The organism is Streptomyces sp. NPDC026377 (assembly GCF_055567715.1).
In genome coordinates this window covers 214288-234329 of record NZ_JBVHPV010000008.1, presented here as the reverse complement: position 1 = coordinate 234329, position 20042 = coordinate 214288, and the positions used below count along the sequence as shown (strand labels likewise).

The following is a 20042-nucleotide window of genomic DNA, read 5'->3' as shown; positions in this document are numbered from 1 at the left end:
GTCAGGACACGCCCGTCACTTCGCGCCGGACGATGTCGAAGACGCGTCCGTCGTCCCGGTTCAGTACCGCTTGATGGAGACCCGCGACGCTCGCCGGAACAGGGATCCCCAGCGTGCGGGCGAAATGGGTACGACATCGCCGGAACGTGGACAGGGCACGCGCGGAGTCGCCCGAGAGCTGCTGCGCGGCCATCAGCAACAACCATGCCCGGTCACGGAAGGGCTCCTCGGCAAGGAACCCCTCCACATCGTGGCCGAGCCGGCTGTGGTCACCCAGCAGCAGTCGGGTGGCATACAGGTTCTCGACGACCTCGAGAAAGACACCGGCCAGCCCCGCCGCGTGAGCCGCCAGCCACCGCGTAGCAGGCAGCCCCGTTCCGAAGGGGCCACGCCACAGCGCCAGCGCCTGCTGGCACTCGGCATGTGCCGTGCCTGTGCTCCCCGCTTTCAGACTCCGGTGCGCGGAAGTCGCGAGGCGGAGGAAGTCGGTGACGTCCAGCTCCCCGGGGTCCACGTGAAGCCGATAACCCGCCCCCCGGACCGTGGTGAGCCGATCCGACAACTCGGGCCCCGCCCCTTCCAGGTCCTCCCGCAGGCACGCGATATGGGTGCGTAGATTCGCCATCGCCGAAGCGGGCGCCTCGTCCCACAATGCCGTCAGGAGCTTACTCACCGGTACGAGACGGTTGCTCTCGATCGTCAGAACCGCCAACACCGCTGCCCGGAGCGGGATCCGTCCCGCCCACACGCCCCTGGAGCCGATCACCTCGACCGGGCCGAGAATCCGAAACCGCATGTCCATCGCCCGATACGCTCCTCACCGTAGTTTCAGGCGTGCTCGTGCACGCCCTTCGATACGCCGGAACGCCCTGAATGCTCGATGCCGCGGACACCCGCGGCCACGCCCTTAAGTCATGGCTTAAGGGGTCCGCGGTCACATCGCGCGGCCCCTATGAATTCGCCGCCAGCAGTTCCCGTCCCAGTTCGGTGGCCATGTGCAGGACGGAACCGCCCTGCCGGCCGGTGGTGATGAGGCGGGCATCGCGCAAGGCCTTGGCGTGCTGGCTGGCCGCGGGCAGGGAGACGCCCAGTCGCGCGGCCAGTTCCGTGGTGCTGCATCCGTGGGCGGCCACCCGCAGCGCGGCGGCCCTGGTGCGTCCGAGCAAGGCGCCCAGCGGATCGTCGGCCACAGGGCCCCCGGGGCGCCACAGGGCCGCGCCGGTGGCTGGATCGGTCACCACGGGTATGGTCAGCCGGGGCACCCAATCGTCGTCGTACGGGTCGTACAGCAGGCTGAACTCGCGCCACGAGAACAGCGTCGGCACCAGGATCAGTCCTCTGCCGCCCAGATGGACCTCTACCTGCCGGGGATAGCGCACCTCCAGCACTGGCGGGCGCCAGCGCACGGACGCAGGACACAAGTCCGCCAGCAGAGCGTCCACCCCGCCGTGCAGAAACGTACGGGCGTACTGCGCGCGTACGGCGTCCACCCGCAACCGCGAAGCCGCCCAGTACGGCGCGACGGCCACCCGATGGCAGGCCACGAGCCCGGCAGCCAGCTTCCGCCGGGCATCGGTGCCACCCTCGGCCACGGCCCGCGCCCACGACATGTGGGCGGGGCCGACGGCGACGGGTTCCACCTCGCGGCGGATACGGGTGCGGGGCGCGCGCAGCAGAGTCTCCACCGCGTGGTCGATGTCGGGCGAGTCACCGGCCAGCGCCAGCAGATCGAGGCCCGGACCTCCGGCGGGCAGCAGAGTGGTGAGCGGCCCGGCCTCTCTGCCCAGCCGACCGGCCACGGTCGCGCGCCATCGCTGGAAGGGGAGCGGCAGGGAACGGCGGTGCAGCAGCTCCAGGCTGTAATACGTCTCCGCAGCGGCCCCGATGGTACTGGCCACCCGGGTGCGGGCGAGATCGTCCGCGGTGAAATGAATGCGCAGCACCACAGCTCCCGTCATGGAGCGGGAACACCTCGGGCGGGGCGCCAAATCCCGACCACCGCCTCCCACGACGGCCGTCGCATTGTCGAACGCCATGAGCGGGGCCCGCAATGGCCTTTTCGGACCTGAGGCGGGGAAGGGGTCGAGAGGGTGATCGCCCTTGTGCCTTGACGATCGCACGCAGGGGGATTGTCAGGAAATCGGGTGCGACCGGGGCCCGCGCTGTATGAAGATCGGGTATGACCTGGCATATCACTGACGACGTCGAAGCCTTCCTGGCGGCCGCGGATCCGCTCCTCGCCGCCGACCCGGCCCGCAACACGGTGCTCCTCACCCTCGCCGCGGGGGCGCGCGAAGGCCACTGGCCGGGCGCCCGGTTCGGCTGGTGGACCGGTCCGGAGCAGGAGCAGGAGGTGGGCGGGGCGTTCGTCCAGACCCCGGGGATGCCTCCTGTGCTGGGCACGATGCCGGAGGGGGCGGCCCGAGAACTCGCCGGGGCGCTGCGCGGCGAGGCGCTGGTCGGGGTGAACGGCACCACCGCCACCGCCCGCGCCTTCGGCGACGCCTGGGGGCCCTACCGGGTGGACCGGGAAGAGCGGCTGTTCGAGCTGGCCGCACTCGCCGAGCCGGCGCCGGTCGCCGGCCGCGCCCGTATCGCGACCGAGGCGGACCTGCCGGTGGTCACGGCATGGATGACCGCGTTCCTCGACGAGGTGGCGCTGCCGGCCGCGCTCGGGGCCGCCGCTGCCGCCGCCCGGCGCACCGCGGCCGGGCAGATGGTTCTGTGGGAGACGGAGGAGGGCCCGGTGTCGCTGGCCGCCGCCTCGGGGGTGCTGGCCGGCCAGTCCCGTATCGGCCCGGTCTACACCCCGCCCGCACAGCGCGGCCACGGCTACGCGGCCGTCGCCACGGCGGCCGCCACCAGGCTGGCGCTGGGGTGGGGAGCGGCGCGGGTGGTGCTGTTCACGGACCTGGCCAACCCGACGAGCAACGCGCTGTACCAGCGGCTGGGGTACCGCCGGGTCCAGGACCACCTGGTGCTGGACTTCACGGGCGGAGGCGCCTGAGGGGAGCCCTGCCCTTGGGCCGTGAACACCGCTCCAGCCCGTCCCTGACGATGGAGATGAACCCCTTCTTCCGTACCGACCACTCCTTTTGGACGACGGCGGTCTCCTCCAAGGGAGCCAACGGAGCCAACGAGGTCAGCGAGGTCAGCGGAGCCAGCGGGATGGTGGCGATCGCCAAGGCATGGACGGGACCGGTTGGGGCGGGGCCCTGGGACGCGCCGGGGCAGTGGGGCGGCAGCTGGACCCCAGTCCGCCGGCAGAGCGCCGATGGGGTCCAGCTGCCGCCCGGGAGGTGTCAGGCCCAGGGCGAGGTCACGAGCCAGCTCGTGTCATCGGCCCAGGCCGTGGCGCTGTCCCAGGCGTTCGGCCCGCCGTGCCCCGCGATGTAGGCGGCGTGGTTGAAGTGCCGGACGAAGTCGCTCGGGTAGTTGGCGGACCGCAGCGAGATCCCCTGGCCGTGGTGCCCGGCCTGCGGACAGAACGTGGCGTCCTGCCGGGACAGGCCGTCGCCGATGCTGTCGACGCGCAGCCGGTAGTCGTAGTGGCGCAGGTACTGTCCCGGCCTGTCGGCGGACTCGAAGGAGACGCACGAGGCGTCGCCCAGGCCGGCGCGTACGATCCAGGTGGCCGCGGCCTTGTCGGCGGCCGGACTGGACGACGAAGTCGCCGCGATGGCGGCGTTGTTGTCGGCGGTGTTGTGCCGGAGGTAGTCGTTGGTGCAGCAGGGGGTGGTGGCGCGCAGCGAGACCCTGGAGCCCGGGGTGGGCGCGCCCGCCACGGGGGACGTGGCGTACCCGGCCGCGTTGATGCCGGCCTGTACGGCGTTCTCGGTCGCGGCGGTCGGATAGCCGGAGGTCATGACGCCCTCGTAGAAGGTACCGGCGGAGCCGTTGCTGTTGTCGCCGCCGATGCCGAGGATGATCGCCCCCTCCTTCTTCATCGGGTTGTACCCGTCGGCATTGGGGCGCGGCCCGTCGTACGAAGTGGACAGGCTGCCCGACTGGGCGTTTCCGGACCGTATCGCCCAGTGGTTCGGTTCGCCCTTGACGACGGCGGTCAGGAACCGGTGGCCGACGCTGGGGTTGTTCGCGTTGTAGCCGCGGTTGACTCCGGAGAACAGGCCGTTCTCGAGGTCGGCCATGACCCAGGGGCCGTTGCCCGTGCCGTAGCCCCAGCTCTTGCTGTTGCCGAAGTAGATCGTCTCCATCGTGCCGTTGCCGTTGTCCCGGCTGTTGGTCTCGGCGTTTCCGTAGTCGAAGCAGCAACCGCCGTTGTAGTGCGTGCCGTCGAGGACCGCGTACATGCCTTCCGGCCGGTCTCCGGTCGCGATGCCGCTGGTGTTGTTGTTGCGGTACCCGGTGCCGGGGGCGATGAAGACGCCGTACGCCTTGTGGCCGCCCACGGTGACGGGTGCGGCGGAGGCTTCCGCGAGGTTGTCGTACCCGCCCGCCGCGGGGCCCCGGAATCCTCCGGGCGGCGCCTGGGTGAGGTGGTTGCCGCGGCCGGACTGGTCGTAAAGGACGGTGATGAGGCAGCTCGTCCCCGCGCAGAACGCGTCCTGTGCGGCGGCGTCGGCGTAACCGCCCGCGCCGAGCGCGCCGATGTCCCGCACGGAACCGTCCGAAGCGCGCTTGACCTGGTACAGGCGGCCACTGTAGGCGGAGTACAGGGCACGGGTCGTGCTGTGCGCGGCCACGCAGGGCGTACCGCCGGCGGCGTACAGGTCACAGGGCAGCGAACCGGCGGCCGCGGCCCTGCTGCCCGCGGACACCTGCCCGCCGAGCAGAGCCGCGGCCATGGCCAGTATGAGCGCCAGCAGGCCGAGCGGCCTGGTCGATCTTGAGCGAACCGATCCCACAGACATGGTTTCTCTCCCGGGAGTGGGTGAGGGCGGCGGCTTCACCGGTGACGGCGAAGGCGCCTGAAAGTCATGCACATGACACCAAGCTGTTCGAAGTTTCGAACGATGGTCGCAATTACGGACGAGGTTCGATGATAGGTAACTCCCCAGGGCTGTCAACACCTTGCACACGCCGAGCCACTGGCGACCCGCCGCCCGGTTCCGACGAGCCCCGCTTCACCGGCCTGCCCTCCCGCCACGCAACCCGCAGGTGTCTGGTTGCTCAGCAGCCCGTCGGACAGCGGGCGACCGGTGGCGACCGCGTCACCTGGAGCACGGTGGATCAGCGGCTGTTGCCCGGGCGGTAGACGCTGAGACCGCCGTGGGCCGACAGGGCGGCGGCCACATCACCGGGTTGGTGCCGCAGGGTGGCGTCGAGGAAGGCGAGAGTGGTCGCGGCGACCATGCGCGGGCTCCGGGTGCGGCCCAGGGTGCCGACCATCGAGGGCACGGGCGGCAGGTACAGGGGTGCGTCCATGAAGGTGAGGTGGGCGGCGCCGGGGACGGTGAGCCGGTAGCTGGTCGAGGTGCTGAGCTTGAGGACTGTGGTGAGGCGGGGGAGGTAGCGAGGGTCGGTCTCCTTGCCGATGGCTTGGGTGAGCGCGAGTACCGGCTGGTGGAAGGGGAGCGGGTCGGGGTCGCGGGGGTAGCCGTCCAGATCGATGACAGCGGCGAACCGGCGGTCCTGGCGTGCTGCTTGCAGGGCGGCGGCGCCGCCCAAGGAGTGGCCGGTCACCGCGGCCCGGCCGGTGTCGAGATGTCCGGTCAGCGGGCTGTCGATCTCACCTCGGTCCAGGCGGATCAGCTGAGTGAGGACGAAGCTGAGGTCCGCGGCTCGGATCCTCGACGTGTCGACGGCCCGCCGGTCGTCTTCGTCGTCGTCCCCCGTGGATGCGATCTTGGTGTTGACCGTTCGCCCGTCGGCGAGGACGACGGCGGCGGAGTCGTACGGGTGGTCGAGGGCCGCGACCACATAGCCGTTGCTTGCCAACTCCTCGGCCCAGGCGGTGTTCTGTGTACGTACGCCCCCCAGCCCTGGAGAGAACACCACGAGCGGAAACCGAGCCCCATCGCGAGCGACCGGGGCGTTGAACACCGCATGCGTGTGGGCACGCGGGACACCGTCGACCAGGAATCCGGGCAGGCCCGTATAGCGTGCGAGGGCGTCGGAGACGGTGCGTGCCTCCTGTTCCGTGCGGCCGAGGTACTGGGCTCGCCGTGCGCCCGAGGGGCTCTTCTGCGCGGGGTACCAGAGCTGGACCACGACCGTGCGCCGGTCGTCGGTGTCGGTAGTGGCGGTCTCGGGGCGGTGCTGGTCGGTCCACTGCATCACGCGGGTGCCGACAGCGAAACGGCCGGTCGGCTCGGGGAACACGGGGACGGGGAAGGCCCAGGCGGCCACGGGGCCCGTGGCGATGAGGACGAGGCAGGCCACCGAGCCCGGGAGCGCCAGCCACCATCGGGCCCGCCGCATCGGCCGACCGGTACGCCGTCGAATCAACGGAGATACGGCGAACGGCAACGCAAGGGCAGCGCCTGCCAGGACCGGCAGCATCTGCCAGCGCAGCCCCACCACACTGAGTGCGACGGCGGACAGTACGGCACCCGCTCCCGCCGCGATCGTGACAGGTGGCCGGGCGGCGGGGGGAAGCCAGCGGGCCACCACCAGCGCGACGGCGCCCAGCAGGGCAAGGATTTCGAGGGGGGACATGTGCGGTCCCGTGAGGATTTCGGTCACCCGGTCATCCTCGGCGCGGGGGACACGCTGTCACATCGCTCCCGGGTCGCCGTCCTGTGCCACCGGGGTCGCAGTCCCGGCACGTCCCGGGGGCGATCACGGTCGCATCCGGCACCATCGCCTGTGCGACCGGAGTCGCAAGGGAACGTGCCAGTTCAGCGGCGGCTTTGCGACCCCAGGAGGTAGCCGGGCTCATCCTGTGGTCGTACCTCGGCCCGGCGCTGTCAGACACTGGGCTCATGCGCTCGGCCCGGACCGCGGCCTACGGTGACAGCGCTGCGGTATGTGCCGGGCAGCGCCGCGGGCCCCACCCTCCCTGTGCCCGGCCCGGCTCCGGTTGTCGCGGTGGCGGCTCCGGACCGGGGCCGCTGTCACGTTGAGTCGACAGGAACATGTGATGACCGATGCGGCTGCGGAATCCGGCGGTGCCCGCCTCGCGGGCCCCCGGGCCCGGGTGTTGCGGGCGTGGAGGGCCACGCAGCTGACGCGGTATGCCGACCTGGCCGCCGCGCGGGTTGTGCGGCCGATCGGCGCGGCCCGGCGCCGGTGCTCCCGGGTGCCGCCCATGGTGGGGGATTCGGTACTGCCGGCGCTGCTCCTGCTCAACATCATGACCACACTCGTGCCGCCGGAATGGCCAGTGCCGTTGGCCCTCACCGCCGCCCTCGCGCTGCCCCTGGTGTGGCGACGCCGGGCCCCGCTCATGGTGTTCGGTGCCGTGGCGGCCGCGGCCTTCGTCCAGTGGCTGATGGACGTCCAACTGCTGGCAGACGTGACCCTGTTGGTGGCCCTCTACACGGTGGCCGCGAACTCGGGGCGGCGGGGCACGCTTGTCGCCGGCGCCGTGGTGGAGGCAGGAGTCCTGCTGGCCTGCCTGCGCTGGGTGGCGGACGGCGCGTTCCTGACCCCCTTCGTGGCGGTGACCGCGATGGTCGTCGCCGCCTCCGTCCTGGGGGTGAACGTGCGGACCAGGGGCGACTGCCTCGCGGCCGTGGAGGAACGGGCCGCACGCCTGGAACAGGAGCGGGACCAGCAGGCACGGCTCGCCGTCGCCGAGGAGAGGACACGTATCACCCGGGAGATGCACGACATCGTCACCCACAACCTGTCCGTCATGGTCGCGCTCACCGACGCCGCCCTCTACGCGCAGCACCGGTCACCCGACAGGGCCACCACCGCGATGGTCCAGATCTCCGAGACGGGCCGCCAGGCCCTGACCGACATGCGACGCTCCCTGGGGGTCCTGCGGGCCGACGAACCGGACGCGGAGCGCCACCCGCTGCCCGGCATCGCACAACTGACGCTCCTCACGCACCAGATGGACGCCGCCGGACTGCCGACCCGCCTCGAAGTCCACGGAGACCACACCGGCATTCCCGCGAGCGCTCAACTGACCGTCTACCGCCTGGTACAGGAAGCTCTGACCAACACCCTCAAGCACACACCGCCGGGCACTCATGCGAAGGTCCGGGTGCGGTGCTCAGCCGAGACCGTCACCGTCGACGTCACCGACAACGGGCCCTCGCCCCCACGGCCCGGCGCAGCACCGTCCGCCGGCCACGGCATCGCGGGTATGCGCGAGCGCGTGGCCGCGTACGGGGCGCGGTTGCACGCCGGACCGCTGCCGGGAGGCGGCTGGGGAGTGCACACCCGTCTCGGCCTCGGCGCCGGAGAAGAGGCGTCCCCATGACGATTCGCATCCTCGTCGTCGACGACGAAGCGCTGCTCCGTATGGCCTTCGGTACGGTCCTGGAGGCGCAGCCGGACATGGCGCCCGTCGGCGAAGCCGCGGACGGCACCGAGGCCGTACGTCTCGCCCGGGAACTGCGGCCCGACGTCGTCCTCATGGACGTCCGCATGCCCGGGACCGACGGCATCGAAGCGACGCGACAGGTGGTCCGGGCCTCCCCGCAGAGCCGGGTGCTGATCCTCACCACCTTCGACCTCGACACCTACGCCTTCGCAGGGCTCGACGCCGGGGCCTCCGGCTTCCTGCTGAAGAACACCAGGCCCGAAGAGCTGCTCACCGCGATACGCAACGTGGCCGCGGGCGACGCGGTGGTCTCCCCACGGATCACCCGCCTCCTGCTCGACAACCTCGGCCCGCACATCCCCGACGGCGGCCACGTCGTCCCCGACGAGCGGCTGCAACGGCTCAGCCCCCGTGAGCGCGAGGTGCTCGTCCAGGTGGGCCGAGGCCTGTCCAACAGCGAAATCGCGACCACCCTGCACCTCGCGGAGGCCACCGTGAAGTCCCACCTGGGGCGCATCCTGCACAAGCTCGAACTCCGCGACCGGATACAAGCCGTGATCTTCACCTACGAAAGCCGTCTCATCCACCCGGCCTGACGTCGCTGTCCGGGGTTGGGGTCGTCGGGCGGGCAGCCGTGCTCGACGTGCGCGGGATGCGTACCGCTCGTCCCCTCGGTGGAAGGATTACTTCTTGCCCTTCAGCGCGGCCACGTCCTTGGCCAGCCCTGCCACCTGAGTGGTGAGCACTCCGATCTGCTTGGTCAAAACTGCCAGAGCGTCCGTACCGTCAGTGCCGCCGGCGCGGCCGTTCCTGTGGGACGCCCGGCCACGCACTCGGACGGCACCGGAGGGGACCCCGCTGATCTGGATGCCCACCTCGTGCCACGCTGCCAGCACGGCCAACTGTTCGCTGCTGTCGGCGCCGTACAGCTCTGCGGCCTTGTGGTAGGTGGTGTTCGCGAATTCCTGGAACTGGGTCTCGGCGCTGGAAGCCTTGAGGGATTCGTACCAGATGGCTCCGGCCGCCTCCCACGCGAATCCTCCGATACCCGCGGCGGTCAGGTAGAACGCCTTGTTGGGGATGCCGGAGTTGATGTGCACCCCGCCGTTGTCGCCTCTCTCGGAGTTCGGCAGGTGGACGTACCTGCTCATGTGGTCGGGCTGGGGGTCCTTGCCGAACAGGGCGTTGTCGTACGCCTGGCCCGGGGCCTTCATCGACCGCAGGGCGTCGGCTTCGATCCCGGGGGTGAACACGTCGGGACCGATCAGCCAGTCCGCCTCTTCCACCGACTGCTTGAGCGACCACTGTTTCACCAGCGACCCGAAGACGTCCGAGGCGGATTCGTTCAGGGCCCCCGGCTGGTCGTGGTAGGCCAGTCCCGCGGTGTTCTCGGTGACTCCGTGCGTCAGCTCGTGGGCGATGACATCGAGTGATCCGGTGAAGTCGGTGAAGACCTTTCCGTCTCCGTCGCCGAAGACCATCTCCTGCCCGTCCCAGAAAGCGTTGTTGTACTCCACGCTGAAGTGGACGTATCCGTCCAGGCGCATCCCTCGGTCGTCGATCGAATCGCGGTTGAACACCTCGTGGTAGAAGTCGTGCGTCGTGCCGAGGCCGGTGAATGCTCGATCGACCGCGTCGTCCGTCGATGCCGATCCGTCTTCCGTGCGCGCCACGATGGCCGAGGGAAGCAGTTGGCCGTGCCGGCAGTCGAAGACGGTCCGCCGTCCGTTGCCCGGGGTGGTGACGCCGACGAGTCCCGCCCGGATCGATCGCTCACCACGCAGTCCGGCCGTGGTCAGCAAGGTGTCCAACGCTGATCGGTGGACTTCGCTGTCGTCGCTGCGCAGGAGCTTTTCCAGAAGATGCGGAGGGACGATGCAGTTGATGCGGCAGGTCCTGGTCATGGGTGCCTCGTGCGAAGAGGAGCGGACACGGGGGCCGCTCACCGGGTGTTTTTGTTGTGGTTGTTCCGCGTGTTCCAGAGCAACCCGGCCTGCCCGACTGGGGCGGCGGCGGAGATGGTGTGCGGAGCGGTGACAGCCTGCGGTGGGGCGTGCTCCGCCTCGGGCGTCCCACAACCGGGGCGCTGATCCCGGGCGGGACTGCCGGTGATGCCGCGTTCGGACCGTCGCGTCCGGCGCCTGTTTCGAGGGAGGGCGGCGGATGCCTTGCGGCCCGTGGGCTGTGCCACACCGACGGCCCTCGCCTCCGCTGTGTGCATGACCGCAGGGGTGAAGGAGTATCTCCTTCGAGTATCCATTCGTGCGCTGCGACGTGCACTCCGAGCGGGGTGCGTTCTCGAGCGGTTCGCCCCGAACGAGGCAGGCGGCGGCCGCCGCGGAGCGGCAACCTGCCGCTCATCAGCGCCCGGTGCGTCGGCGCCGCCTGCGATCCCCCGGCTTTCGTGCCTGCTAGGCGACCCCGGCGGCTCCGTACCGCAGGCCGTCGAGAAGCAGATCGAGGAGACGGCCCGCCCGTTCACGCTGGTCGGGAGCGCTGGTGATCAGCGCGACGCCGGCCAGGCTGAAGCCGACATCGAGGGGGTCGATGTCGGCGCGCACGAGACCGGCATCCGCGCCGGCGTGCAGGAGGGTGGTGAGCGCCGTGCCGAGCTTGTCGAGGGTCTCGGCGAAGGGATCCGCGCCGGATGCGACGGCGGCCCGCAGGGCGTCCGCCATGCCCTGCTTGGCAGCCACGTAGTCGATGAAGCGGTCCATCCACAGGCGGAGCGCCCGGTCCGGCGCATGTTCGGCGAGCAGCGTCGTGGCGCTGTCGCAGACGCGCGCCAGTTCGTTGCGGTAGGCCGCCTCGACCAGTGCCTCGCGGGTGGGGAAGTGGCGGTAGAGCGTGGCCGAGCCCACCCCGGCGGCCTTGGCGATCGTGTCGATCGCCACGTCGGGGCCCTTCTCGGAGAAGGCGCGCACGGCTGCTTCGAGGATCCGCTCGCGGTTGCGGCGGGCATCGGCGCGCAACACGCCCGGCTTGGTGCTCAAGGTTGTTCCCTTCGTCGGGGTACCAGTCTAACTGGACAACCGGGGAGTCCCCCGTTTACCGTGAGGGCGTAACCGGGGAACTCCCCGGTTACGGGTATCCGCCCGTCGCGTTCCCCGTCGCGTTCCCCCACAAGGAAGACCCTCATGACCTCCTCCCCGAAGACGGTTCTGATCACCGGTACGTCCTCCGGCATCGGCCTGGCCGCCGCCGTCGGCGCTGCCCGGGCGGGCTGGACGGTGATCGCCACCATGCGCGACACCGGCAAGGCCGAGGCCCTGCTCAAGGCCGCCGCCGAGGCGCGTGTGGCGGACCGGATCCAGGTGACGCGCCTCGATGTGACCGACTCCGCCGGTATCACCACCTGCCTGGAGGAGGCCGCGGCCGAGCACGGCCACCTGGACGCTTTGGTCAACAACGCCGGAGCCGCCCAGGTCGGCACCATCGAGCAGAGCAGCCTCGAAGACGTCCGCGCTGCCATGGAGGTCAACTTCTTCGGCGTGGTGGCGGCGACCAGGGCGGCTCTGCCGCACCTGAGGGCGTCCAAGGGCCGGGTGATCACCGTCACCAGCGTCGGCGGCGTCGTGGGCCAGCCCTTCAACGAGGCGTACTGCGCGGCCAAGTTCGCCGTCGAGGGCTTCATGCAGTCCCTCGCGCCGGTCGCCGCCACCGTGGGCGTCGATGTCACCGTGGTCGAGCCCGGCGCGGTGGCCAGCGAGTTCGTCGCCAATCTCGGCCTGGACATCCCGGAGCAACTCGCCGCGGCAGGGCCCTACGGCACGGCGCTGGAGGCCTATCTCAACCGTACCCGCCAGGCGTTCGCCGGTGCCCAGACCCCGGCCGAGGCAGCCGCTCCGATCGTCGAGGCGCTGACCGCTGCCCGCCCGCCCTACCGTGTCCAGACCTCGCCGTGGGCTCGTGACTTCGTCGCCACCACCCTCGCCGACCTCGACGGCTCGGCCGTCCAGAACCTCACCGGTGCCTGGGTGCGCTGAGCGACCCGCCGAAGCGACCCACAGGGCCGGCGGGCGCACCGGCAAGGCTGTACACGGCAGCCGTGCACCCCCCTGCCCACCGCGCAACACCCCCCGACCGCGACCAGCCGACGACGCCCCACCGAGGCGCAGCCCGCGCCGCACCCCCCGTACGGCCCTCCCCTCACACACCGCGGGAAGACCCGCACCAGCAAGGAAGATCATCATGGAACTCCGCACCCTCGGAAGCCAGGGCCTGACCGTCTCCGTCGAAGGACTCGGCTGCATGGGCATGAGTGCCTTCTACGGCCACACCGACGAGGCCGAGTCGCTCGCCACCATCGACCGCGCTCTGGAACTGGGCGTGATCCTGCTGGACACCGCCGAGAGCTACGGCCCGTTCCTCAACGAGCGGCTTCTCGGGAAGGCCCTCGCGGGCCGCCGCGACCAGGCCGTCCTCGCCACCAAGACCGGGATCGAGTTCACCGACGACGGGACGCTCCACGGCCAGAACGGAAACCCTGCCTACATCCGGCACTCCCTGGACCGCTCCTTGCGCCACCTGGGCACCGATCACGTCGACCTCTACTACCTGCACCGCGTCGACCCGCAGGTGCCGATCGAAGAGACCGTCGGAGCCATGGGCGAGCTGGTGGACGCCGGCAAGGTCCGCCACATCGGCCTGTGCGAGGTCGCCCCGCAGACCATTCGCCGTGCCCACGCCGTCCACCCGATCACGGCGGTGCAGACCGAGTACTCACTCTTCGAGCGCGGCATCGAGGACGACGGGGTGATGGCCACCCTGAACGAGCTCGGTATCGGCCTGGTCGCCTACTCGCCGCTCGGACGCGGGTTCCTCTCCGGCGCGATCACCAGCCCGGACGACTTCGCGGCCGACGACTTCCGCCGCACCGACCCGCGTTTCCAGGGGGAGAACTTCGCCCGCAACCTGGCCGTGGTCGAGCAGGTCCGCCGTATCGCCGCCGCCAAGCAGGTCTCGCCGTCCCAGCTGGCCCTTGCCTGGGTGCTGCGCCAGGGCGCGGTCGCCATCCCCGGCACCAAGCGCCGCCGCTACCTGGAGGAGAACGTAGCCGCCACCACCGTGACGATCACCGACGAGGAACTGTCCGCCCTCGACGCGGTCGCCCCGCGCGGCATCGTCTCGGGTGACCGTTACGCCCCCGAGCTGATGCGGAGCCTCAACGGTTAGCCGTGCCGGGGCAGTTGTCGGTGCATCATCCACCGGCTCGCCTCTGGCTCGGCCCCTACCGCGCCCCCTGCTGAACGGGGTCCCGGGATTCCGGCTGGTCCGGGTCCTCGGCCCGGGCGGCGGCACGCAGCGCTGCCTCCACCCGGCGGTTGCTGGTCATGGTCGTCGTGACGGCGGTCATCGCGAGGAGGAGACCGGCGGCGGTGTAGAGCGGGGTGCGCACGTCGTAGGTGGTGGCCAGCCAGCCGCCGAGGAAGGCGCCGAACGGGGCCGCGCACATGGCGAGCATCCGGGAGGTGGAGGCGACCCGGCCCATCAGGTGGGCGGGGACGATCGCCTGTCGCAGGGAGGGGCCGAGCACCATCGTGGCACCCATGCCCGCTCCGCAGACGGCGAGCGCGAGACCGGCGACGTACGCGTTCGGCGCCGCGGCGAGACCCAGGATGGCGAGTCCCTCCACTGCGGCCGTGCAGCTCAGCGCGGTACCGGTGCCGAGCCGTCGCCCGAGGAAGGAGGCGATGGCCGCCCCGAGGAGACCGCCGGTGGCCTCCGCCGTGAGAAGCAGACCGAAACCGAAGGCGCCGACGCCGAGACGGTCGTGCGCGAAGAGGGCGAGCACGGTCTCCACGGCGAGGAAGGCGATGTTCCCGACCGCCGGGCGCAGCGCGAGGCCGAGCAGCAGCTGGTCCCGGAACACGTACGAGGCGCCGGCCCGGGCCTGGCGCAAAAGCGACCCACGAGCCTGCGGCACGGGCGGGGGAGGGGCGGGCAGCGACCGTACGAGCACGGCGGAGAGCGCGAACGACACCGCGTCGGCGAGCAGGGGAACCGGCCGGCCGAGCGCGAGCAGAGCACTGCCCGCAGGTGGCCCCGCGAATCCGGACGCGGCCGTCTGGGCGCCGCGCAGACGGGAGTTGGCGCGCTCCAAGAGGCCGGGATCACGGCCGAGCAGGTCCGGCAGATAGGCCGTGGCGGCCGTGTCGAAGAAGAGTCCACCGAGGCCGAGCAGGAAGGCGACGGCCGCGAGCAGGGCGATACTCAGTACGTCGAGCGCTGCCGCTGCCGCCGGTATCGTGAGCAGCACCGCACGCGCCGCGTCCGTGACCCACATCGTGCGCCGACGGTCCCAGCGATCCACCAGCGCACCGCCGAGCACCCCGAAGAGCAGCCACGGCAGCGTTCCGGCGGCCGTGACCACGGCCAGCGCCATGGGATCGCGTGTCAACGTCAGAGCGAGCAGCGGCAGCGCGGCGTGCGACACCCCGTCCCCGAGCGAGGACACCGTCTGCGCGGTCCACAGCCGACCGAACCCGGCGGGCAACATCCGTTGGGCAGACGTCACTTGGCGCCCCCTTCGGCCTGGGTGCGCTGGGCCGGGTGGAACAGGGCGAAGACGAGTGACGCGTCCGGCAGCGAAGGGTCGGACAGCTCGCGGTACTCGTCCGCCAGTGCCTGCAACCGCGCCCCCAGCTCCGCGAACTGCTCATCGCTGAGCCGCAGATGAGCCATCCGTACGTGCCGCTCGCTCTCCACCGGCGCTGCTTCCAGGTCCGCCACCGCATGCCGCATCAGTACATCCGGTCCTCCTTCACCCGGATCCGGCAGCACGATCGACCGTGCGGCCATGGCGTAGTACCGCTCGGTGACCCCGCGGACCTTCCGCGTTCGTACCACCTTCACCAGGCCGGCGCGCTCCAGCAGCCGTACGTGGTAGCTGGAACTCCCCTTCGCCAGGCCCACTCGTTCGGCGATCTGCGTGATCGTCGCGGGTTCGAAGCGGAGTACGGCCATGATGCGGTGACGGGTGAGATTGGAGACGGCGCGTAGCTGCTCGTCAGTGGTGACGTGGAACGTCTCGGGAAGATCATCGGCAGGCATGGGTCAATGGTCAACGGTTCTTGACCATTGGGCAAGGGAATTTCGCGGAGTCGTTCGCCACTGGTCCGGGAGGCAAGGACGCGCTCGACCGGGTGGCCCCCGGCCGGCGTACGGGCGCCGGGGCTTTGGACGTGCGGATCGGCAGACAGCGCGGCGCACCGGCCCCGCAGAGGCAACGGTGGAACGCTGCGCCTCCAATGCTGCGGGGCCGGTGCGCCCCCTTCCTATGGGCGTTGAGCAGGGGTTAGAAGAAGGTCGGGAAGTGGGTGGAGTCGCTGCGCAGGGGCAGGGGGTGGGCCGCCGCGAAGGGGACCGTGGTGCTGTTGAGGCCGGTGTAATGGGCGGAGCCCGACGCGCCGATGGCGTAGATGTCGGCCACGCCCTTGCTGTTCTTGCCCGCCGGGATGATGTGGGTGTACTTCTGCCAGCCGCCGCCGACCTCGCGACGGGCGGTGAAGGTGCCGTCGCCCTTGCCCAGGTAGAGCCAGAGGACACCGTCCTTGTCGCGGGCGAGGAGGTCGCCGCCGGAGGCGCCGGCGATGTTGCCCGGCGCGGTGAGGAGGTTGTAGTCGCCCCAGCCGCCGCCGACCTTCTGACGGGCCTTGAAGGGGGCCGCGGCGTCGCCGGTGGCGGCGTAGAACCACAGCACGCCGGCCTGGTCGGTGGCGAGGAGATCGCCCCGGCCGTCGCCGTTCAGGTCGGACCCGCCGGTGATGTGGGTGTAGATGTTCCAGCCGCCGCCTATCTTCGTGCGGGGCAGGAGTCCTTGCTTGTCGCTCTGGTGCAGCCACAGCACACCGTCACGGTCCCGGCCGACGATGTCGTCCGCGGCCGAACCCGCCAGGTTCCCCGGGGAGGCCATCAGTGTGTACGTGTTCCATCCGGTGCCCAGCACGTCCGGCTTCGGGTCGCGGACGACCGGCGGGCAGCCCTCGTCATTGCACCCGGGGTCATTGCCCATGGCGCTGAGCTGGCTGAGGTCGTACGCGCCGAGGTTGCCCGAGCTGTCGCGCACGAGGGCGTCCGCCTGGGCGTTGTCGTTGAAGTCGCGCGGCGCGGTGCCTCGGTCGACGGTGGTGGTGCCGGTCTTCACGGCGGCGGGGCCGACGCCGGACGCCGGGTTGGCGGTCATCTTCCATGTGTACTCGCCGTTGTAGGCACCGACCACCCGGTCGAGGTATCCGTTCCAGCGGATGAAGGTGTCGTAGTAACTCCACAGCCGCACCGTGCGTCCGGTGGCCACGTGGGTCAGCTCCAGTGAGACGCCCAGGTCCGGCTGGTTGGCCTCCCAGGTGACGTGCTTGTCGCTGCCGTCGAAGTGGTACACGCTGGGAACGTTCGCCTGCTTCAAGACCATTTCCAGGGAGTTCTGTCCGTCCCCGATCATGGTGGCCGCCGGTGTGCCGCTCGCGTCGAGCGAAATACGGAAGAGACCCTGGCCCTGAGCGAAGGTGCCGCCGGACACCAGGAGGGTGCCGTCGCCGACCGGGGCCACACCGCTTGCGAGGTCGAGGAGCGGGACCTTCCGGCCGTCCTTCAGCGACTTGAGGACGATCGGCTTGTTCGGGTAGGTGACGCCGTCGACGACGACCTTGTCACCGCCCGTTATCGCCAGCCAGTCGCCGCCCAGGGCGATCTGCGCCCGGTAGGGAAGGTTCTCGGCCTGCTTGGTCTTGCGGTCCACCATTCTGGTCTGGCCGTATGCCGGCTCCCAGAGCACGCGGTCGGGCGTGACCTGCGTGAAGCCGCTGTACCGGTCGAGATCGTACGTCTCGACGGTGGCGGCCGAGGCCACGTCGACCAGGGCGAGAATGAAGGCGCCGTCCGGTGCCGAGGTCTGGACGGCGACGGTACCGGGGGCGGAGCCGTTGAACGCCCAGGGCACTCCGGCCGGCATTCCCGTCACCTTGCGGTCGACGACCTCGCCGCCGGGCGCGCGGCTCACGAGGTGGAGCTCATGGGTGGCCGCGTCGACCATCACGAGCGTCGACCCGTTGACCTCGCGCAACTGGTAGGGGACGTCGATGACCACAGGGACGCCGCCCGTGGCCATGTCGTGGACGGTGTGGCGGGTTCCTTCGCTCGCCACGACGATGTCGGCTCCGGCGGCACCTCGGTAGGTGACCGCGGAGCTCTTGGGGAACGTGGTGACGGAGCCGTCCGCGTACCGCGTCCAGGCGACGTCGTCCGTCCGCACGGCGAGGAACCCGTGGGGCCCAGCTGTCGCGAGGACGCTGTTGACGAACGGGAAGACCGCGTCCCCGGCGCTCTGTCGCGCGACCGCGGCCGCACGGGTGGGGGACGGTGTCGCGGCGGTGGCCGGGCTGTTGAGTGTGCCGGCGGCGGTGGCGGCCAGGGCGACGGTCACGGCGGCGGTCAGCCGGAACCGAGGGGTGCGAAAGCGGGCAGGTGACATGGGGTGGGCCTCCTCGAAGGGAACGTGCGGGGCGGGCGGAGAACGCGATACCCAACAAGACCTATGAGGAGACTGGACGGTTGTACGGCTTTTCCGACCAATTATTCCGGAACGGGGGTTTCTGGCGGGGAGTTGAGGCGCCGCTCGAACGCAGCGGGCGTACGCGCTCCCCCGCGCACCCCACCTCTTCCGCTTCCACGCCTGATGCGGGCGCACGGTTGCACTGCAGGCGACTTTCGTGGTTCTCGTGGCGGGGAGAGGTCACGGGACCGCGCGTGTGCGCGGCGCGGCGCGCCCACGAAGGGATCAACCGGGCGGTCTGGCTGTTGCGTGCTGTTCCTCTTACGGCAGGAGGCAATGATCATATGATCAATCGAGAAGGCTGTAACAGATCCCGTGCCAGGCTGCTCAGAGGATTGCTGCGCGGCGCCACAGTGCTGGCGGTGGCAGTCGGCACGGCGTTGCCTTCGGCACAGTGGAGCCAAGCGTCACCCCGCACCCCCGGCCACGTCACGAACCCATCGCCACGTGAAGCCGGGCAAGAAGTCCTCGTCGACGGTGACCGCATCTCGACGGACACCATCCGTCGCGTCCTCGCGGGTGACGACCTGACCTTCACCCTGCCCGCGAGAACTTCCCAGAACCTCACCCGAGCCCGCAAGGGAGCCTTGGCGTACCTCGGCGATGGCAAACACCGGGTTTACGGCTGGAATCAGGCACTGGGCCCGTTGCACCACGCCGCCCTGGACCCGGGGCAGCAGGCCGCGTTCCAGAAGAACGTTCTGCGCTCCCACGCGTCCGGAGTGGGCAGGCCCGTCCCGGAACGGGTGACCCGGCTTGCTCTGCTGCTGAGGGCGAACACCATGGCCCGCGCGCACATGGGGGTACGCCCCGAGTTGGTCCAGCGAATCCTGGGTTTCCTCAATGCGGGGGTCACCCCTGTGATTCCCCGTACCGGCCCGCTGGGCACCGGGGACCTGCAACCCATGGCGGAAGCCGGACTCGTCCTGACCGGGGATCGCACCACCCGGCAGACCCGTGCCTGGCACAACGGGAGGATGATGCTCGCGGGCCGGGCGGTACGGGAAGCGGGCCTGGACCCGGAATTCGCTCTGGAATCGGGTGAAGCCCTGCCGTTGGTCAGCGGGAACAGCGTACTCACCGCCCGCTATGCCCATGACGTCGAGCGTGCCACGGGACTGCTGGACCACACGGAGAAGGCGTTCGCCCTGTTCATGGAAGCGACCCGGGCAGAGGCCGACTCCCTGGACGCCCGTACCCATGCGGAGCGCAGGTTTCCCGAACAGGTCGCCGTGGCCGGGCGCATCAGAGAACTCGTCCGCGGCAGCAGGTGGATGACCGAGGAAGGCCGTCAGGCCTACGAAGCCCACCCCGAGACGCTCGGCAGCCATACGCCGCGGGTCCAGGACGCGGTGTCGGTGCGCGCCGCTCCCCACATCATCGCCACCGCACGGCGGACCGTCAGCGAGGCCTGGGCCATCATCAGGAGCGAGGCCAACGCGTCGACTTCCAACCCCCTGCTCTTCTGCCACGGCTCCTGCGAGTTCGTCATGGGCGGCAACTGGGACGGCACACGTATCGGCCACGCCGTCGACACGCTCAATGCCCAGATCACGGATGTGGCGCTGCTGCTCCACGCGTTGGGGGAGCGGCTGATGGGCAGGGAGTGGAGCTACGGCCTCACCCCCAACCTGGTGGGAGTGTGGAGCGAGGAGGACAAGGCGGGGCTGAACTCCGGGATGGTGCAGGTCGAGACCGTGGCCGCGGCCATCGTTCCGGAGATGCAGACCCGTGCCGCCCCATCGGGGGTGCTCAGCCGTCCCGTGAAGGTCGGGCAGGAGGACCACAACCCCATGTCGGTGGCATCCGTACAGAACCTCGATGACAACCTCGACCGTTTCGAGAAGGTTCTCGCCGTCACCTGGATGATGACCGCGCAAGGCGTCGACATCGTCCGGCACATGAACCCCGCGAAGGGCGGCGATCCGTATATGAAGGGGCTGCCGATGGGGCAGAGGACGGCAGCCATCCAGCGAGAGATCCGTCAGGTGGTACCCCGTGTGACCAAGGACGAGTGGCTGGCCCCGCACCTTGAGAACATGATCGGCTGGGTGCATTCCCATACCGATCCGACGGCTACCGAGGCCGGTTGAA

16 protein-coding genes are annotated in these 20042 nt (G+C 70.4%); 6 read left to right on the top strand and 10 right to left on the bottom strand.

Annotated features, from left to right (window positions below; all coding sequences use genetic code 11):
• Position 1: 1 nt before the first annotated feature.
• Complete coding sequence (locus ACZ4MU_RS19180; RefSeq protein ID WP_467877723.1) at positions 2-802, bottom strand: AfsR/SARP family transcriptional regulator; 801 nt, start codon at positions 800-802, stop codon at positions 2-4.
• 148 nt (positions 803-950) lie between these two features.
• Entirely contained in the window at positions 951-1958 is a 1008-nt protein-coding gene (locus tag ACZ4MU_RS19175) for an ArsR/SmtB family transcription factor (RefSeq protein WP_467877720.1), read from the bottom strand.
• Between the two features lie 221 nt (positions 1959-2179).
• On the opposite strand from ACZ4MU_RS19175, the gene ACZ4MU_RS19170 reads away from it, so the two are divergent.
• Positions 2180-3007 (top strand): GNAT family N-acetyltransferase, encoded by an 828-nt coding sequence (locus tag ACZ4MU_RS19170; protein ID WP_467877716.1) that lies wholly within the window; start codon positions 2180-2182, stop codon positions 3005-3007.
• Here ACZ4MU_RS19170 and ACZ4MU_RS19165 read toward each other — a convergent pair.
• The 3 genes from ACZ4MU_RS19165 to ACZ4MU_RS19155 form a co-directional block, all read right to left on the bottom strand.
• On the bottom strand, positions 2988-3185 hold the full coding sequence (locus ACZ4MU_RS19165; RefSeq protein ID WP_467877713.1) for a hypothetical protein: 198 nt from the start codon (positions 3183-3185) through the stop codon (positions 2988-2990). The two genes, ACZ4MU_RS19170 and ACZ4MU_RS19165, sit on opposite strands and share 20 nt — an antisense overlap.
• A 117-nt stretch (positions 3186-3302) precedes the next feature.
• Entirely contained in the window at positions 3303-4871 is a 1569-nt protein-coding gene (locus ACZ4MU_RS19160) for an alpha-L-arabinofuranosidase B (RefSeq protein ID WP_467877710.1), read from the bottom strand.
• Between the two features lie 319 nt (positions 4872-5190).
• Positions 5191-6645: an alpha/beta hydrolase family protein gene (locus ACZ4MU_RS19155; protein ID WP_467877707.1), complete on the bottom strand. Its 1455-nt coding sequence runs from the start codon at positions 6643-6645 to the stop codon at positions 5191-5193.
• A 397-nt stretch (positions 6646-7042) separates the two neighbouring features.
• Between ACZ4MU_RS19155 and ACZ4MU_RS19150 the strand changes: the two genes are divergently transcribed.
• Positions 7043-8335 (top strand): sensor histidine kinase, encoded by a 1293-nt coding sequence (locus ACZ4MU_RS19150; RefSeq protein WP_467877705.1) that lies wholly within the window; start codon positions 7043-7045, stop codon positions 8333-8335.
• Positions 8332-8994: a response regulator gene (locus ACZ4MU_RS19145; protein ID WP_467877702.1), complete on the top strand. Its 663-nt coding sequence runs from the start codon at positions 8332-8334 to the stop codon at positions 8992-8994. The genes ACZ4MU_RS19150 and ACZ4MU_RS19145 overlap by 4 nt, the downstream gene beginning before the upstream one ends.
• 87 nt (positions 8995-9081) lie before the next feature.
• Here ACZ4MU_RS19145 and ACZ4MU_RS19140 read toward each other — a convergent pair whose 3' ends face one another.
• Both ACZ4MU_RS19140 and ACZ4MU_RS19135 read right to left on the bottom strand, forming a co-directional pair.
• Complete coding sequence (locus ACZ4MU_RS19140) at positions 9082-10302, bottom strand: M4 family metallopeptidase (RefSeq protein WP_467877699.1); 1221 nt, start codon at positions 10300-10302, stop codon at positions 9082-9084.
• Positions 10303-10809: 507 nt separating this feature from the next.
• The gene (locus ACZ4MU_RS19135) at positions 10810-11391 is read right to left on the bottom strand and encodes a TetR/AcrR family transcriptional regulator (RefSeq protein WP_467877697.1); all 582 of its coding nucleotides are present in this window, start codon (positions 11389-11391) and stop codon (positions 10810-10812) included.
• Positions 11392-11535: 144 nt separating this feature from the next.
• Here ACZ4MU_RS19135 and ACZ4MU_RS19130 point away from each other — a divergent pair, with 144 nt between their 5' ends.
• Together ACZ4MU_RS19130 and ACZ4MU_RS19125 are read left to right on the top strand one after the other, a co-directional pair.
• On the top strand, positions 11536-12384 hold the full coding sequence (locus ACZ4MU_RS19130) for an SDR family NAD(P)-dependent oxidoreductase (RefSeq protein ID WP_467877695.1): 849 nt from the start codon (positions 11536-11538) through the stop codon (positions 12382-12384).
• A gap of 205 nt (positions 12385-12589) precedes the next feature.
• Entirely contained in the window at positions 12590-13573 is a 984-nt protein-coding gene (locus tag ACZ4MU_RS19125; protein WP_467877693.1) for an aldo/keto reductase, read from the top strand.
• Between the two features lie 55 nt (positions 13574-13628).
• On the opposite strand, the gene ACZ4MU_RS19120 is transcribed toward ACZ4MU_RS19125, so the two are convergent.
• The 3 genes from ACZ4MU_RS19120 to ACZ4MU_RS19110 form a co-directional block, all read right to left on the bottom strand.
• Positions 13629-14915 (bottom strand): MFS transporter, encoded by a 1287-nt coding sequence (locus ACZ4MU_RS19120; RefSeq protein ID WP_467877690.1) that lies wholly within the window; start codon positions 14913-14915, stop codon positions 13629-13631.
• Entirely contained in the window at positions 14912-15451 is a 540-nt protein-coding gene (locus tag ACZ4MU_RS19115; RefSeq protein ID WP_467877687.1) for an ArsR/SmtB family transcription factor, read from the bottom strand. The genes ACZ4MU_RS19120 and ACZ4MU_RS19115 overlap by 4 nt, the downstream gene beginning before the upstream one ends.
• A gap of 244 nt (positions 15452-15695) precedes the next feature.
• Entirely contained in the window at positions 15696-17867 is a 2172-nt protein-coding gene (locus ACZ4MU_RS19110; protein ID WP_467877685.1) for a hypothetical protein, read from the bottom strand.
• 365 nt (positions 17868-18232) lie between these two features.
• Here ACZ4MU_RS19110 and ACZ4MU_RS19105 point away from each other — a divergent pair, with 365 nt between their 5' ends.
• Positions 18233-20041, top strand: a complete 1809-nt coding sequence (locus ACZ4MU_RS19105) for an HAL/PAL/TAL family ammonia-lyase (RefSeq protein WP_467877681.1) — start codon at positions 18233-18235, stop codon at positions 20039-20041.
• The last annotated feature ends 1 nt before the right edge of the window (position 20042 follow it).

Bases quoted from the DNA above. Each gene is read 5' to 3' on its own strand.
- ACZ4MU_RS19180 (WP_467877723.1), bottom strand. From the start codon at position 802: ATGGACATGCGGTTTCGGATTCTCGGCCCGGTCGAGGTGATCGGCTCC.
- ACZ4MU_RS19175 (WP_467877720.1), bottom strand. From the start codon at position 1,958: ATGACGGGAGCTGTGGTGCTGCGCATTCATTTCACCGCGGACGATCTC.
- ACZ4MU_RS19170 (WP_467877716.1), top strand. From the start codon at position 2,180: ATGACCTGGCATATCACTGACGACGTCGAAGCCTTCCTGGCGGCCGCG.
- ACZ4MU_RS19160 (WP_467877710.1), bottom strand. From the start codon at position 4,871: ATGTCTGTGGGATCGGTTCGCTCAAGATCGACCAGGCCGCTCGGCCTG.
- ACZ4MU_RS19150 (WP_467877705.1), top strand. From the start codon at position 7,043: ATGACCGATGCGGCTGCGGAATCCGGCGGTGCCCGCCTCGCGGGCCCC.
- ACZ4MU_RS19145 (WP_467877702.1), top strand. From the start codon at position 8,332: ATGACGATTCGCATCCTCGTCGTCGACGACGAAGCGCTGCTCCGTATG.
- ACZ4MU_RS19140 (WP_467877699.1), bottom strand. From the start codon at position 10,302: ATGACCAGGACCTGCCGCATCAACTGCATCGTCCCTCCGCATCTTCTG.
- ACZ4MU_RS19130 (WP_467877695.1), top strand. From the start codon at position 11,536: ATGACCTCCTCCCCGAAGACGGTTCTGATCACCGGTACGTCCTCCGGC.
- ACZ4MU_RS19125 (WP_467877693.1), top strand. From the start codon at position 12,590: ATGGAACTCCGCACCCTCGGAAGCCAGGGCCTGACCGTCTCCGTCGAA.
- ACZ4MU_RS19115 (WP_467877687.1), bottom strand. From the start codon at position 15,451: ATGCCTGCCGATGATCTTCCCGAGACGTTCCACGTCACCACTGACGAG.
- ACZ4MU_RS19110 (WP_467877685.1), bottom strand. From the start codon at position 17,867: ATGTCACCTGCCCGCTTTCGCACCCCTCGGTTCCGGCTGACCGCCGCC.
- ACZ4MU_RS19105 (WP_467877681.1), top strand. From the start codon at position 18,233: ATGATCAATCGAGAAGGCTGTAACAGATCCCGTGCCAGGCTGCTCAGA.